This is a genomic window from Sphingobacterium sp. (assembly GCF_032065005.1).
In the GTDB taxonomy this organism is placed as follows: Bacteria; Bacteroidota; Bacteroidia; order Sphingobacteriales; family Sphingobacteriaceae; genus Sphingobacterium.
Map to the genome: position 1 here is coordinate 90,472 of NZ_DAMBMM010000009.1, position 16,591 is coordinate 107,062.

The 16,591-nt window shown below is 41.9% G+C and carries 9 protein-coding genes; 3 read left to right on the top strand and 6 right to left on the bottom strand.

Annotation, left to right across the window (positions count from 1 at the left end; all coding sequences use genetic code 11):
* The first annotated feature begins 63 nt into the window (after positions 1-63).
* From RT138_RS14530 to RT138_RS14540, 3 genes are all read left to right on the top strand, one after another.
* The gene (locus RT138_RS14530; protein WP_313191263.1) at positions 64-2,340 is read left to right on the top strand and encodes an OstA-like protein; all 2,277 of its coding nucleotides are present in this window, start codon (positions 64-66) and stop codon (positions 2,338-2,340) included.
* 650 nt (positions 2,341-2,990) lie between these two features.
* Entirely contained in the window at positions 2,991-6,152 is a 3,162-nt protein-coding gene (locus RT138_RS14535; RefSeq protein ID WP_313191264.1) for a TonB-dependent receptor, read from the top strand.
* Positions 6,153-6,163: 11 nt separating this feature from the next.
* Entirely contained in the window at positions 6,164-7,612 is a 1,449-nt protein-coding gene (locus RT138_RS14540; RefSeq protein ID WP_313191265.1) for a RagB/SusD family nutrient uptake outer membrane protein, read from the top strand.
* 79 nt (positions 7,613-7,691) lie between these two features.
* Here RT138_RS14540 and RT138_RS14545 read toward each other — a convergent pair whose 3' ends face one another.
* From RT138_RS14545 to RT138_RS14570, 6 genes are all read right to left on the bottom strand, one after another.
* Positions 7,692-8,939: an alkaline phosphatase family protein gene (locus tag RT138_RS14545; RefSeq protein ID WP_313191266.1), complete on the bottom strand. Its 1,248-nt coding sequence runs from the start codon at positions 8,937-8,939 to the stop codon at positions 7,692-7,694.
* 18 nt (positions 8,940-8,957) lie between these two features.
* Positions 8,958-10,757 (bottom strand): RagB/SusD family nutrient uptake outer membrane protein, encoded by a 1,800-nt coding sequence (locus tag RT138_RS14550; RefSeq protein ID WP_313191267.1) that lies wholly within the window; start codon positions 10,755-10,757, stop codon positions 8,958-8,960.
* Between the two features lie 4 nt (positions 10,758-10,761).
* Positions 10,762-14,055 (bottom strand): TonB-dependent receptor, encoded by a 3,294-nt coding sequence (locus RT138_RS14555; protein ID WP_313191268.1) that lies wholly within the window; start codon positions 14,053-14,055, stop codon positions 10,762-10,764.
* Positions 14,056-14,313: 258 nt separating this feature from the next.
* Positions 14,314-14,889, bottom strand: coding sequence for a non-canonical purine NTP diphosphatase (locus RT138_RS14560; protein WP_313191269.1), 576 nt, complete (start codon positions 14,887-14,889; stop codon positions 14,314-14,316).
* Positions 14,890-14,963: 74 nt separating this feature from the next.
* The gene (locus RT138_RS14565; protein WP_313191270.1) at positions 14,964-15,515 is read right to left on the bottom strand and encodes a hypothetical protein; all 552 of its coding nucleotides are present in this window, start codon (positions 15,513-15,515) and stop codon (positions 14,964-14,966) included.
* A 28-nt stretch (positions 15,516-15,543) separates the two neighbouring features.
* Positions 15,544-16,524, bottom strand: a complete 981-nt coding sequence (locus tag RT138_RS14570) for a deoxyhypusine synthase family protein (RefSeq protein ID WP_185211243.1) — start codon at positions 16,522-16,524, stop codon at positions 15,544-15,546.
* Between the last annotated feature and the right edge of the window lie 67 nt (positions 16,525-16,591).

Here is a 16,591-nt window from a genome sequence, read left to right on the forward strand (position 1 = left end):
TTTTTTGCTAATTAATTCTATATTTTTGCGCTTGTGAGATACCTATTAGTACTATTAATAAGCATGATATGCCTGTCTGCCTATGCACAGGACGAGTTTACACCCGTGAATGCTGGCGCGGACAATGCCCCCATGCGCTTGGTATCTTCATCCAGCAGTAGATTTATCAACCAGAAAATATTAAGGAGTTACAACGCTGTATATGAGCACAAGGGCTCAACCTTGGCCGCTGACAGTGGTGATCTTTATAAAGATGATATTGGAAATGAATTCTTTGAAGCCCATGGAAATATCGTCATTACCCAGCCTTCGGGTACTGTAATCCAAGGTACGCATCTTCATTACGATGCTTCTTCACAACATGCCGTGCTGACCAAAAACGTGAAAATGGTTGATGACCAGAGTACACTGACCACCAACTACCTGACTTACAACCTAAGAAGCCAGCAAGGAACTTATACCGGTGGCGGTAGGATTGTTGGGCAAGGTGACACCATCACTTCCCAAAGGGCTTATTACTTTGAAAATACAAAGGATGCCTATTTCAACAACAAAGTCGTTGTGAGAAATGAAAGCACCATTATCTATACGGACTCCATGCAGTATAATACCATGTACAGAGATGCTTTTTTCTTTGGACCAACGACTATCAATGGTAGAAAAGGCGAAAAACTTTACACGGAAAAAGGAACCTACAATACGGCTTTTGGAGTTGCAAAATTCAACAAGAACAATCTTTATACGGAAGGTAGCCGGTTCTTAAAAGGGGATAGTTTGTTTTACGATAGAGACAAAGGTCATGGTGAAGCTTTTCGAAATGTACTGTTTGTTGACACCTTAGATAAGTTCTATGCCAGCGGGGAATACGGAAAATACCTAGAGAGCGACCAATCTATCCTGATGACCAATAAGCCATTGATCAAATACGTGGTCAGGACAGATTCTACGGATAATTCCCAAGACTCTGTACAGGTCGACACGGTCAATAGGGAGAACTTATCAAGAAGAGAACTTAGGAAACTTGAAAAGGCAGAAGAGAAGGAACGCGAGAAAATAGAAGAAGCCGAGAAGGAAAAACAAGAGGATTTAAAAAATGCGGCAATAAAACCGGTGGAAACCGATAGTATAGCCCCTCCTCCAGTCCGACAGACAAGTAAAATTGATACTGCATATATGACGGCGGACACCTTGTTTTCTAAAGTTATCTTTGTCAGGGATTATAAACCTCTGGACCTTAAGCTAGATAGGGATGGTGGCCAATTGGAAGATACTACGGAAGTAGATTATGGCGACATCGATCAGGTTGATCTATTTGAAACCGGTGATTCTACCGAAGTTGGCAATGTGGGGACGAAGAAATTGACGAAAGTTGACCCTGTTAAAAAAGAATCTACGGACAATAAACAGGGAGCAAAGAAACCTGCCAATAAACCTGCAGCAAAACCAAAGCCTGTGGATGCCGCAACTATCCAAGCCACCAGTAAGGCCGATAGCGTATTGCGTAGAAATGCCGTCATGCCAACGGGACAAGAACAAGATAGCCTGATGCGGAAAGCCTTGCAATCCGCCCAAACTGCTGACACATTATTGAAGGACTCGACAGAAATCTATGCTGATACGGCAAGAACCAGAATTGTAAAGGCTTATTATAATGTGCGGGTATTCAAATCTGACTTACAAGCTGTAGCAGACTCTGTGTACTATGGAATGGTAGACTCCATGTTCCGATTTATGGGCTCACCGATGATCTGGTCAGAGGGATCACAGATCAATGCTGACACCATCTATATGCAGATCAAGAACAATAAAATGGACAATGCCCTATTAAAGGACAATGCTTTTATGGTGAATGCGGTGTTGGATACTTTGAAATTCAACCAGCTTAAGGGAAGAAAAATCACGGCCTTCTTTGCCAATAATAATATTGACCGCCTTTTCGTTGACGGGAATGCGGAAAACTTGGTCTTTACCACCAACGACAAAACCAATACGATTACGGAGATGTTCCATGACCGAAGTAGCCGGATCAAGGTCAAGATGGAGGGCAAAAAGGTAATTGACTATGTATCTATCCGTAAAGTAGACCAAAAAGTCTATCCATTTAGGTTAGTCACCCAAGAAATAGAAGTATTACCAGGGTTCCAATGGAAGCCTGAGGATCGACCGAAATCTGTAGAAGATATGTTGAACCGCAAGAGGACCAAAGCAGCCCCTGTCTCCGATCAAAAAGGAAGTCCTGAAGAGAATAGCACCCCTAATGAGGATTCTGCATCTGAGCCTGATGGAAACACAGCAACTCCAAAAACGAGTTCAGAAAAGAAACCTTTTGCCTCCTACTAAGGACTCAAAGCCAACGCTGAACCCTCAAAGCAAACCAACGACTCCCGCGGATAGTGCCTTAAAACTGAAGCCTGATAGCACCTTGAAAGTTCAACCAGATTCGGTTATTAAAGCAAAGCAAGACAGCACTATTAAAAAATAACATTCAAATAGTTTCAGATAAAGCAATGAATGTTAGCCAATATTCTATTTCATATGAAATAGAATTGCGATATTTTCAATTATTCTAACAATCTTCTCCAATTATCAACCTTATTGTTACAATTGAATCCTTCCTTTCCAGGAAAATGGAAAATAAAACATTATTCTAAATAATTTTTTAAAAAACTATTGCGTTAATTACAATTTTAACCTTATCGATTCAAATTATTTCCCCAATTTATTATAATTAACCGAAAATCAAATTGATGGGTAAAATACAAAAACCAGCAATTTATATTATTAACATCAATCACGCTATTGTTAATTATTTATTAACAACAAATGAAACTTTCCTAATTTTTACTTTATTTTCTTGAATGCACACGTTTGATTAGTTGAAATTATTAAACATCTTGAAGCCGCAGAGAAAATTCTAGAGATTCTTTGCAAACCAGTAAGTTATGGTCTGCTTGGCATTATTTACTAACTAATATTAACTAAACAAACACATGAAACAAAGATTACTTAGCATGCTTGTGCTGTGCGTGCTGCTTATTGGCAGTTCCTATGCACAAAATCGGCAGGTTACCGGTAAGGTAACGTCTGCAGCAGATGGCGCTCCGATCTCTGGAGTGTCCGTTCGAGTTGTTGGGACTTCCGCGGCAACTCAAACCAGCGGTGATGGTACGTATTCCATCGCGGTTCCTGACAACAATGGTTCCCTATCCTTTACTTACATCGGTTACCAAACTTTCCAAGTCGCTGTTGGAAGCAGATCGGTAATCAACGTAGAACTAGGCTCCGATGATGAGACCTTGGACGAGGTGGTGGTAACAGGTTACTTGGTTCAATCGAAAAAAGACTTTACAGGATCTTCTGCTAAAGTAGGTGGTGAAACCGTAGCCAACAGACCATTGCAAAGTTTTACACAAGGTCTTACCGGACAGGCTTCAGGGGTAAACATTATCCAACCTTCAGGTGTATTGAACAACCCACCGGTTGTACGTGTTCGCGGATTAAGTTCCCTTTCCTTGAACTCCTTCCCTTTGGTGGTTGTTGATGGTATTCCTATTGCAACAGGAGACGTTTCTGCAAACTCTTCAGCAAACAACCCATTGGGGGATATCAACCCCGAGGACATTGAATCCATCGACATCTTAAAAGATGCTGCTTCAACAGCTATCTATGGATCACGTGGTGCACCTGGGGTGATGATCATCACAACGAAAAAAGGTAAATCAGGTGCTGCAAAAGTTGCTTATGATGGCTGGTTTGGAACTTCCAAAGCCGTACGTCTTCCTGAACTTTTGAACGCAGCACAGTATATTGCCCATAAAAACGGTGCAATCGCAAATGCTAGGGAAATCAACCCTAAACTAGCGACAGGATCTTATCCAGTAGGTGGTGGTTTCTTCCCAACTTTAGACGAAAATGGCAATCCAGTAGATACACGCTGGTACGACTATGTATATAGAGATGGATTCTCGCACAACCACAACTTAAGTGTAAGTGGTGGTACTGAAAAAACCAAGTACTTCTTCTCAGGTAACTTATCTGACCAAGACGGTATCTTGTTCAACAACACCTTCAAACGTAAAGGTGTAAGAGCGAACCTAGATCACAGACTTAATGACTGGATCAAATTAGGAACGAACTTAACTTTCACCAACAGTGACAACAGATCACCAAACTCAGGTTCAGTTGCGGGTGCTGCCTTCAATACTTCAGGTCTTGGTCGTATCGCCATGGTACAAGCACCAAACGTTCCAGCATTCCTTCCTAATGGAGATTACAACGTTTCAGGTAGTGCCATCGGAAAAGGAGCTAATATCTTAGCCCCTAACTACCCTAACCCACTTCCTATCAGAGATTTGGACAAAAACACTTCAGAAACTAGCCGTTTCTTCGCAAATGTGAGTGCCGAAATTAAATTATTGGATGGACTGACTTTAAACAACAATTTCAACTGGGATTTAAGAAATACGACCAACCAACAATTCTGGAACCCAATCAATGGTGATGGATATAGCTACAATGGTTATGCTTACAACAACCAAGCAAAAAACAACAACTGGCTAATTTTCAACACCTTGGTTTACAACAAATCTTTTGGAAACCACAACCTTACAGCATTAGCAGGACATGAAGCGCAAAGTACACGTATCGAGAACTGGGGTGCCGTTCGCTATGACCTAACTGATGGTTTCTTTGATCAATTCCAAGGTAACTACCTGACCAACGATGCAGGGGGTAATGGAATTGGCGAACTTAATTTGGAATCTTACTTCACTTCCCTGAACTATAACTATGCTAATAAATATTTCTTCACGGCTAACTTCAGACGTGACGGTCTATCATCATTAGCACCAGGAAGAAAATGGGGTAACTTCGGTGGTGTATCCGCTGGATGGACCGTATCTGAAGAAGAATTCTTTAAATCAAGTTCTTTAAGCAATGTATTCTCTAATTTCAGATTAAGAGGAAGCTGGGGTCGCGTGGGTAACAGTGCTATCTCCAATCTTTACGGATCTTTCGATACTTATGATCCAGCAATCTATGGAAATGTAGGTGGTATGGTATTCTCACAAGCAGGTAACAGAGAACTGTCTTGGGAAACCGCCGATCAAACAAACATTGGTATAGATTTAGGATTCTGGAATAATAGAGTTTCCTTAGAAGCTAACTATTACAACAAAGACCACAATGGATTAATCCTTGCCGTTCCACAGACTCCTTCAAAAGGTATCCCAGGGAACAGCATCTTGATGAACATCGGCTCAATGTACAACAGGGGATTTGAATTTGCCCTGAACGTGAGAGCAGTAGAAAAAGAGAATTTCAAATGGACAACAACATTAAACTTCTCCACCAATAAAAACGAGGTAACAGCTTTGGATAACCAAGGCAGACCATTGATTGCTACAACTTCAGGACTTGAAACCACAAGTATCACCGAAGTTGGAAAATCTGCAGCTCAAATCTATGCCGTGCCTACCACTGGAATCAACCCAGAAAATGGTAGAAGAGTCTTTATCAATTTAGATGGTGACCAAGTACAATACTTACACAATGCGCCTAACACAGAAGGCTTCTACTCTTATAGCTATATGGACGGCACAAAAGCTGGTTCGGTAGCAGGTCATGCCGTAGCAGCAGGTAATACTTTACCTACTTATTTCGGTGGTTTCAACAACAACTTCCAATACAAAAGTTTTGATGCGACCATTAACTTCACCTTCTCTGGAGGTAACTATATCTACAATGGTTCAAGAGCTGGTTTAAGAGACCAACGTATCTGGAACAACTCAGTAGACATGTTGAATGCTTGGACCCCGACGAATAAAAACACGGATATCCCAAGAGCGATCTATGGTGACAATATTTCTAATGGTTCTGCTTTCGCAATCGGATCGAACATCGAAAAAGGTGACTTCATCAGATTACAGACCGCATCATTAGGATACCGTCTTCCAGGAACCATTTTTGGAAATTCTGGCATTTCAAGCTTAAGGATCTATGCAGCAGTAAACAACGCTTTCTTGATTACCAAATACACTGGTGTTGACCCTGAGATTTCATCAAATGGTAATGGAAACTTAAACTCAGGGGTAGAGCGTAACTCTATGCCTAATGGACGTACATTCACTTTCGGTATTAATCTAGGCTTTTAATTAATTGTGTCATGAGAAGATTTAAAATCAAAAATAAATTAGCAGCGCTATTAGTTCTAACGCCGCTGTTGTTCAGTACCGTCTCTTGTAAAAAGGACTTTTTGGAACTATCCCCTGAACTATCGATACCTAGTGAATTCGTGTTCTCTAGCGCAGACCGTATCGAATCTCAAGTAGTAGGTATATATTCATCGATCAAGAATGGTCAGTTTTATGGCGGCCGTTACTTAATCTATAATGATATCCGTTCGGAAGAATTTGTCAATCAAAGACAGAACAACGTAACGGGTTATTCGACCTATCAATTCTCCAATGATGAAACAGACAGTTATGTTTCAGACTTTTGGGTAAGAGGTTATTTGACCATCAACCGTATCAATATCTTTTTGGAAGGTGTTGAACCGATTGGTACCGATATCTTGGATGCCAACAAGAAAACACAATTGATCGCGGAGGTTAAGTTCATCCGTGCGCTGACTTATTATTCCTTGGTACAGTTATTTGCTAAGCCATATGCAGCGGACAATGGTATTTCTAGAGGAATTCCACTGCGTTTATTGGCAGAAAGGAACTCGGAAAACAATGATTTAGCAGCAAGCCCCGTAAAGGACATCTATGCCCAGATCCTAAAAGATTTGAATGAAGCGGAAGCCGCGGTTCCAGCAACTTATGGAGATGCGGAATCTCAAAGTACCCGTGCGCATAAAAACACCGTTATTGCCTTCAAAACCCGTGTCTATCTAGCCATGAAGGATTATGCAAAGGTAATTTCGGAAGCAAACAAGATCGTAAGTGCCGCAGCACCATTCAAAGCTAGCTCTGGTGTCCAACATCAATTGGCTCCTGCCATTACCGATGTGTTTTCGAACTTCACGATCAACGAACGTATCTTAAGTTTCCCTTTTGAAGCTAACAATGCCCCTGGAACACAAAACCAATTGGGTTATTACTACAATGAAGGAAATATCGAGTATTCATTGGCTGCAGATGGTATCTTTTCGAACGCTGCTTGGCCAGCAACCGATGCGCGTAAGAAAGATTTGACCGGCAAATCTTCAGATGGCAAGTTGAATATCTTAACGAAATTCTCCAGTGCATCACCTTATTTGGACTGGATTCCTGCGATCAGATATTCAGAGGTACTCTTGAACTTGGCCGAAGCTGAAGCAGAAGCTGGTTCTCAAACTAGAGCCTTGGCCTTATTGAAAGCGGTTCGTAATCGTTCTGATGCGGCTTATACCTTCCCAGCATTTGCTAACAAAGCAGCTTTGGTAGATGCCATCTTATTAGAGCGTAGAATTGAGTTCTTGGGTGAAGGTCTTCGTGTACCAGACTTACAGCGCAGAAATATGCCAATCAATTCCGAAGGTGCAGGCCGTTTGGTTCAACCTTCTGATGAGCGTTATGTTTTCCCAATTCCACTAGGCGAAACAATCACCAACCCTGGGGTAAGTAAATAATAAATATTAAGTTAATAGTAAATAAGAAGAGGCTGCATGATGCAGCCTCTTTCTTGTTATTGATCATCCTTTTTACTTATTATCTCACGATCCAGCGGTTCAACGTATTGTCTTTCCCTTCAAATACCACCTTCAACATTTTGCTGTCCTTCAATTCCTTCGGAAGCTTGACTTTCACGGCTCCAGAGCTTTGCTCATACTCACCTAAATCTATATACTTGTCAGCTCCCTTTACCCCCTGCTGCTTAAAGTTGTTCGTTCCTGTCACCAATATCTTCACCTTATCATTTCTTTGAAGACTGGTCCAGCTCAGAACCAGACTATCATCCTTCAGCATAGCCTTAGGATGGGCAATGGACACTTCACCTACAAATGGCACACCATCCAATTCATATTGCTGCTCCTTGGAAATGTTCACACCTAGATGTCTTGCCATGGAAGGTAAAATATCAACGATCTCTGGGGTATGTGCATAGAAGTGCTTGTTCAACTCCTTTTTGTTGGTCGCAATCCAGATTCCTCTTTCACGATCGGTCTGACCACCATGGCTTTCACCGGTTGCCACATCCCTACCATGATCCGTGATCACGACAAACATCCAATCCTCATTAAAATATTGCTCTCTATATTGCACTGCCGCGAACAGATCACCCACCTGACGGTCCGCTATCTGTACCGCCTTCTCCATTTCAGGACTATCCCCGAAATGGTGACCGATATCATCGGTGTACTGAAGATAGACCCAACTGAAATCAGGCGCATCTTTCCTGATGCTCTGGCTCGCTTCCTTCACTACTTCCTCATCAATATTGTTGATATATTTGGATTGTTTATCATGCGGAAAACGAACGGTATCCAATTCATAACCATCATAATGATAATCAAACTTCAATTGTTCGGTCTGCGGTAGGCCCTCACCGATCAATTTTGTCCTATTATCCAACCAAGTAGAATAAATCCCGATTTTCTTGTCCTTCTGATCATTCTTCAGAAACCTGAACATGGTCCAATAATTATAATTAGGGTCTTCCAGACCATTGTCCCAAACATTGTGCTTGTTTCCCCAGGTCCCAGTGATCATGCTGGTATAGCATACTGCAGAAATGGTGGGCGTCTGGGAATAACCCGACTTCTCGCCGCCCATGGTCGCACGGGTATAGCCACCTATTTGGCTTACGGCATCTATAAATGGCGTACTTACCTTTTCCTTAACATCCGCTGGGATACCATCCACGATGATGACGATTGCTTTTTTAGCTTTCGGAGCTTGCGCATAGATCAAGCTGATGCTACAAAGGCAAGCAAGGATCAAACTGATTTTTTTCATAATGACTCTTTTATAATTTTACCAACCAAAGATCTGTTTGAGATTGGTATTGATATCTGCATCGTTTTTAGGGATAGGTCTATAATAAAATTTAGGTTCTTCAAAACCACCAACCTTATCTACGACATCAATATATCCAGAATTTCCGTCACTTAAAAATACAGAAACATCCTGTCCTATTCTGCCGACCTTATAATATCTTAAGGTCACCCCTAAACTGTTCTTTTCTCTAACCTCTGGTAAGGACTCACTGGCTCCGATCAATTTGATATCCGCAATACCATCGCCCGTCACGTCGTGATTGCCCAATCCATTGAAATAGATTCCCTGTGGTTTTCTTTCCAAAAGTTTACCTGCTTTCCAGCGCATCAAATCATTGAAACGGAATCCCTCAAAAGCCAATTCCACCCTACGCTCCCTTCTGATTTCCAGGATCAAACTTTGCTGAGGTCCAGCAGTCTCCTTGAAATCGTTGGCCATTTTTGTATCCAACACCGGGTTCAAGGTCATATCCGGCATACCCGCTCTTTTGCGCAATAGGTTTACCGATTTATCTAAATCTGCTTGGTTGTTCAAGATTCCCAATTCAGCTTTTGCTTCTGCAAAGGTCAATAGTACCTCAGCATAGCGGTAAAGTGGGATATCTACATTGTATCTTTCTTCCTGAACACTGGTATTTAAGAAACCCTTGATCTGGTGATATCCCGAAAAGTTCTTGCTCAATTGCTGTACATATAAACCTGGTCCCTGCGAATAGGTGCTGACATATACCAGGTTCCATCCAGGTGCAGCATAGGTTTGGGCCAACCTAGGGTCCCTATCCTTAAACTCTTCCACAAAGGAAAACTTCTCATAACCCGCCTTATTGGTATAGATCGAACCATCCTTCATCAGATAACTCTGTACCATATCGCGGAGTGGATAGTATTCATAATTCCCAAACATACCGGGCCAATCCGAACGATTGATAACATTGTTGGCATAAAATCTACCTAGAATGACCTCACTGTTATTTTCAAGGTTTGGATTATTATACAAAGAGGCATAATCCGACTCGACCTTTCCCGTGTTATGGATAGCATAACCAGCATTGCTCATGATGTTTTCAGCAGTTTGATATGCAATGGTCAAGAAGTTATCCACGGTCTTGTCCAAACCTAAATATTTATGGTATTTACGATAGGTACCTTCAAATAGAGCAAAGCGGCTATATTCCTGCCCGATCACCCATTTATTCACTTTTCCAGGAACCTTGGTTGCTTCCACATTTTCAAAGGCAAACTTAAAGTCTTCCATGATTTTCTGCACCACCAATTCTCGAGGATCTCTTTTGCCAAACAAAGCTGCCTGATCTTCCACTTTAACCACCTTATCTACCCAAGGCACATCCGAAAAGCGCTGCACTTTATTTACATAGAACCTAGCCCTGAAATAACGAGCTAATCCTTCATAATGCTTGAGTTTCGCTTCTGAGATCTTTGCCTGTGAAAGATTTTCCAACATAAAGTTGATATCTCTCAGCTTCTCCCAATTCCAGCCCTCGGTAATGTTTGCTGCCGAAGCTGTTCCGAGCATGATGTTTTTGATCTCCTTATTTCCTGTGGTACTCGCATTGTCGGTAGTGGCATCCTGCTCATAAAAACCGTTGTCCAGAAAATCATAGAGGTTCAGGGCATACATGTCCAGATCGGACTCCGTCTTGAAGAAGTTCTCCTTCTGTACCATCGTTTCAGGCAATCGGTCGAGGTAACTGTCATTACACCCTGCAAACGTAAGCAAGGAGGCAGTCAATAAACTTAATTTGATATATCGTTTCATTATTTTAAAAGGTTAATTGTAGACCAGCTGAAAAACTACGTTGGAATGGATACATGGCGCCATTACCTTCCCTCGTTCTTGCTACCGTTGGATCTGTATAGGTGTTGATGTTCAAAACCTCGGGGTCAAAATATCGCTTTACTGCAGACCATTCCATCAGGTTTTCTGCACTGACATAAACCCTAAGGTTCTTCACTTTTGCTCTTTCCAACAAATGATTTGGAATGGTATAGCCTATGGTGACATTCTTGAACCGCAAATATGCCGCATTCAATAAGTATCGTGTTTGAGGAATAGCAGCCCCCTGAGCCTCATTGACACGTGTCCCTAAGTTCAGGTCCGCCAACCAAGACTGAAGGACTGGATATTTGGCATCCAGATTCTGGTCTGCCAAACCTAAGGCTAAATAGGAAGCGGAATGTTTCGCACGGTCAGCATCAGAATCATTGTTAGGACGATAGAAATCCAAGAGATGGGAATAGATATTTCCATAAGGCTGTTGGTAAACACCCCAGTATAGGTAATCCAATGGATAATAATCTCGCTTCCCGATACCTTGTAAAAATGCCCGCACATCAAATCCTTTCCAACTTGCATTCAGGTTCAGACCAAAATTGTAACGTGGAGTAGAATTACCGATAATTTTCAGGTCCTTGGTATCACCCAATACATAGCCTTTTTCAATTTTGCCATTACCATCTTGATCGACAAACTTTGGCCATCCCGGAACAATCGATAAGGCTCCCCATGGAATGATCGAGGTCTGGTCCAGCTTATTGATCTCTTCTTGATTTTGGAAGAAACCATCGCTTTCCAATCCCCAGATTTCACCCAGTTCCATGCCCTTATAGAATTGGGTAATTCGCTGGTTCGGGTTGTCAAATTTGGTAATCTTGGCGTAGGAATCCGATAGCACAAAAGTAGCCCCAAAATTCAGGATTGAGCCCGAGACATCTTTTGAATCATTATAGGACAAGGTCAATTCCCAGCCGTTGGTGGCCAGGTCAGCCGCATTTTCATTCGGCTCCTTTACACCCAGGATCTTAGGAAGCTCCTTTCCGAAGGTCAACATGCCCATGGTATTTCTACGGTAGATATCAAATGAACCATTAAACTTATTCTGCATAAACCCAAAGTCCAAACCTAAGTTGTAGGTTTTTACCTTCTCCCATGTATAATGGTTGGACACTAAACCTGGCGCTTTTATCGATGGATTCACTTTGCCGCCGATCAAATATGGAGATTCAAAAGGCTCCATGGTCGGGATATAACCAAAGTTGGATACCGCTTGGTTACCTAATTCACCATATGAACCTCTTACCTTCAATTGGCTTAACCAATTGACGTCGGACAAGAAGTTTTCCTTGTTGATCAACCATGCCACGGAACCCGATGGGAAGAACCCGAAACGGCTAGCCTTTGGAAATCTTGATGAACCATCATAACGGCCATTCAATTCCAAGATATACTTATCATCATAGATATAGTTCAAGCGGTAGAATGCGCCGCGCAGGGCATACTTGTCGATTTCCTCACCTACTTCAGCAGTACCGGTTGCCAAGGCCACCGTAGGGAAGAGATCAGAGATCAATCCTTGTCTCTCTGCAACGATATTTTCCCAACGATAATCCTCTTGGTTGAAACCTAGGACGGCAGTTACCTGATGTTTATCAAAGGTCTGATTATAGGTTCCAAAGATATTGTAGACATTATAGTAAGAGAATCCTGCCTCACGATAGGCTGATGAAATTCCTTCTTCACGGATATCATCCGGACCATAACCAATTTTATATCTGGTCGTGTATCTGTTTAAGTTCCTGGTATTCCTCTGGAACGTATAGTCTGCATTGATCTTAAACTTGCTTTCAAATAATCGCAATTCGGCATTAAAGGTTGACTGAAGATCATTACGCTTGGTCCTCATCTGTCCCCCATCGACCATTTTGGCGGCAATTCGGCCTGCACCAACATTTCGATCCACATCGGAATATGCCCAACTTCCATCCGGATTTTTCAAGGTGCTCGTTGGGAAAACATGGTAGATTTCAGCCATGGAACTGGATGAACTGTACAAGGATGGATTTACCCTTTCGTTCAATCCGATAACCGTATTGTTACCCACAGAAAGGTAATCGTTCAGCTTATAGTTTACCTTGGACCGGATACTGTATCGATCAAAATAGTCATCTGCGATTTTGATCGGTGAATTTTGACGGTTGTAGCCCGTACTGATATAATAATTGACCTTATCACTGGATCCTGATATCGAAAGGTCATGGTTATGGGTATTGTTCCAGTCGGACAGGAAATAACGGGTCCAATCTCTATTACCCATATATTCCCATTGTTTTGGGTTACTAGGGTCAATCCTGACATCAGCGATGCTAGGGTTATCCGACCTTTCCTTGGCATATTGATAATATTGCTCCGAGAAATTCACGTTATCCCAAGGGGTATTATCGGTTGATGTCTCCAGTAAACGGGAGAAAACATAGGGATCTGTAATCTTATCTGGAATGACGGTCGGCGTATTCCAGGTAAAGTTATTGCTATAGTTGATTTTTAGGGCGCCTTTACCTGATTTAGAGGTAATCAAGATAACCCCGAAAGATGCCCTAGCTCCGTAAATCGCAGCTGCAGAAGCATCTTTGATCACCGACATGGACTCTATATCCTGTGGTGATATCCTGTTCAGTTCTGCCGAACTGATAGGCACGTTGTCCAATAAGATCAAAGGGTCCCCACCATTGATGGACGTGATACCACGGATATTGATCTTTGCAGCTTCTCCAGGAGCACCAGAATTGAATTGTACATTTAAGTTGGGTACCAATCCTTGCAAACCTTGGGAAACGTTGGCAATAGGACGGCTCTCCAGTTCTTTACCACTGACATAATCAACAGCTCCAGAAAGGTTGACTTTCTTTTGGGAACCATAACCGATCACCACTAATTCCTCCAAGTTTGAAGAGTTGGAGTTCAGGGTAAAACTGTTCTGATCAGCAAGGACAAAGATCTTGCTGTCATAACCAATGGAGCTGATCTGGATGGACTCTCCTTTGGCAGCCCGCAAACTGAACTGACCATCTTCATCGGTTTGGGTAGAAATTCCAGCGTTTAGATTCTTTACAGTGGCACCTTGGATTGGGCGAGCAGATTCATCCATGACTTTGCCCGTAAAGACCTCCTGGTCCTGGACAATGGATAGAACCTCACCCATACTATGGGAGCTTGGGATTTGAAATCCTACAAGCAAAAAAGCCGCTAAATACAGCTTTGGAGCTTTAATTAATCTCATTGAAATGTGGGTTAATATTTTGCCGTAAAAGTAGCCCCGCACATTTAAGGTAACATTAACTCAATAAAAAGATTAGGTAATTAAACAATGAGAAAATTGTTAATTAGGACATAAAAAATAGGCGGATCCGCTATTTCTCCGCCTATTCTCCAACAAAAATGGATTTTGTTGCATAATTATGTTAAGAGTTTGTTACCATGTGAAAAAACCATGATGCTTAACATACCCGAAAATCGTAAATTATTTTTAAATTAATATTTATTCTTTTGAGTTTAAAAAACCAACCAGCTTAGCCACGGCTTGCGAGCGATGACTGATCTTGTTTTTCTCTTCCAGACTCATTTCCGCAAAGGTCTTTTCATAATCATCCGGAATAAAGATGGGATCATAACCGAAGCCCGCCGTTCCTGTCCTACCTGCAATGATCCTTCCCTCTACAGTGCCTTCAAAGAAATGCTGCTCTCCATCTAAGAACAGGGATATAACCGTTTTGAATCTCGCCCTGCGGTTTTCTTGGTCTTGTAGGTTTTCCAAAACCAGGTCAATGTTTTTTTCCATATCCCTAGATCCTGAGTAGCGTGCAGAATATACCCCTGGCTCCCCATTCAAGGCGTCAATTTCTAAACCCGAATCATCTCCGAAACAATCCACTTGGTATTTTTGGAATAGGTAATCTGTTTTTTGTTGGGCATTCTCCTGGAAAGTAACCCCAGTTTCGGGAATATCATCGTCACAACCTATATCAGCCAATGATTTCAAGACAAACTTATCTCCCACCATCTGTTGTACTTCTTCCAGTTTATGCGCATTGTTCGTAGCAAATACCAATTCCATAGCTCTAAATTTAAGCTTCAAAAATAACATTCTATTTAAGCAATCAAGAAAGGAAGAAAGAAAAATGGGAAAAACTAGGATTGAATAAAGGTCTTGAACTCATTCCAGAACAGTTTCTTTTTCTGGACATCAGCAAACATCTCTTCAAAGCTGAAGGTATTGAACACGGTCGCGATCTTGCCGCGCATATAGGAGTTATGGCCGATTTCAGGAAGCTTTAGCGAGGTAGGTTCCACACCTAAAAGCGTAATTTTCTTGGGTTGGAAAAACTGCATGATCTGCTTCCACTCATTGGGGTTGTGCGGGTTTGCCAGATTCAGCACCGCAACATTATCCGCATTCAATTGGAGGGCACCGATGGTTTTCAAGAATGCTTCTTCTGCCTGTGGGGAGAAGTAAGGATAGTCCGGATAACGCAGGATAAACAGCACACCGGTCGACTTGTCCCCTTGATAAACAAACTCCTCAGCAGAGGCCTCAAAATGCCCTTGCTGAGGAGATGTATGTTGGCTTCCAACGGTTTGGGTTTCTACGATGGGCATGACAGAACCTGGGATAGCAAATACCGTTTCAGACATCAAGGCCTGAATCGCTATAGGGTTATCTGTTGTAAGGTTCTTGTCCATCCTAATTCCTTGCGCCGTTGTAATTATCTTATTGACCTAATACCCAAGCAAAAATCAATGGAGCCACGATCGTTGCATCTGACTCTACGATGAACTTAGGAGATTCGGTATCCAATTTACCCCAAGTGATTTTCTCATTTGGTACAGCACCAGAATAAGAACCATAAGAAGTTGTTGAATCCGAGATTTGGCAGAAGTATGACCAGAAAGGAACATCATGCCATTCAAGATCTTGGTACATCATGGGAACCACACAGATTGGGAAGTCACCAGCGATACCACCACCGATCTGGAAGAAACCTACACCTTTACCACCTGAGTTAGCACGGTACCATTCTGTCAAATAGATCATGTATTCAATACCAGTTTTCACTGTATGTGCTTTCAATTCACCTTTGATGACATATGAAGCAAAGATATTACCTGTAGTTGAGTCTTCCCATCCCGGTACGATGATAGGAATGTTTTTTTCTGCAGCAGCCAAGATCCAAGAGTTTTTAGGATCAATTTCATAATGTTGTTCCAAAACGCCAGATAATACTACTTTGTATAAGAATTCATGTGGAAAATAGCGTTCGCCAGCAGCTTCAGCATCTTTCCATACTTTTTCAAGGTGAACTTGCAATCTTCTGAAAGCCTCTTCTTCAGGGATACAGGTGTCAGTAACACGGTTGTAATGGTTTTCTAACAATTCCCATTCGTCTTGAGGAGTAAGATCACGGTAGTTAGGAACACGTTTATAGTGTGAGTGCGCTACCAAGTTCATCACGTCCTCTTCCAGATTTGCACCAGTACAGGAAATGATAGCCACTTTGTCCTGACGGATCATTTCGGCTAATGAAATTCCAAGCTCAGCAGTACTCATCGCACCTGCTAATGAAACCAACATTTTACCACCTTCTGCTAGGTGGGTTTCATAACCTTTTGCGGCATCAACTAAGGAAGCGGCATTGAAGTGAAGATAGTTTTTCTCAATAAATTGAGAAATAGGACCTCTTTGTGTACTCATAATCTTATATTCAAATAAATGTTCACAAAGGTACTGATTTATTCAAGAATTACTGAGCGCTATGCGT

Excerpts from the sequence above, each read along its gene's own strand:
- RT138_RS14535 (WP_313191264.1), top strand. The coding sequence starts at position 2,991 with ATGAAACAAAGATTACTTAGCATGCTTGTGCTGTGCGTGCTGCTTATT.
- RT138_RS14565 (WP_313191270.1), bottom strand. The coding sequence starts at position 15,515 with ATGGACAAGAACCTTACAACAGATAACCCTATAGCGATTCAGGCCTTG.
- RT138_RS14560 (WP_313191269.1), bottom strand. The coding sequence starts at position 14,889 with ATGGAATTGGTATTTGCTACGAACAATGCGCATAAACTGGAAGAAGTA.
- RT138_RS14555 (WP_313191268.1), bottom strand. The coding sequence starts at position 14,055 with ATGAGATTAATTAAAGCTCCAAAGCTGTATTTAGCGGCTTTTTTGCTT.
- RT138_RS14545 (WP_313191266.1), bottom strand. The coding sequence starts at position 8,939 with ATGAAAAAAATCAGTTTGATCCTTGCTTGCCTTTGTAGCATCAGCTTG.
- RT138_RS14540 (WP_313191265.1), top strand. The coding sequence starts at position 6,164 with ATGAGAAGATTTAAAATCAAAAATAAATTAGCAGCGCTATTAGTTCTA.
- RT138_RS14570 (WP_185211243.1), bottom strand. The coding sequence starts at position 16,524 with ATGAGTACACAAAGAGGTCCTATTTCTCAATTTATTGAGAAAAACTAT.
- RT138_RS14530 (WP_313191263.1), top strand. The coding sequence starts at position 64 with ATGATATGCCTGTCTGCCTATGCACAGGACGAGTTTACACCCGTGAAT.
- RT138_RS14550 (WP_313191267.1), bottom strand. The coding sequence starts at position 10,757 with ATGAAACGATATATCAAATTAAGTTTATTGACTGCCTCCTTGCTTACG.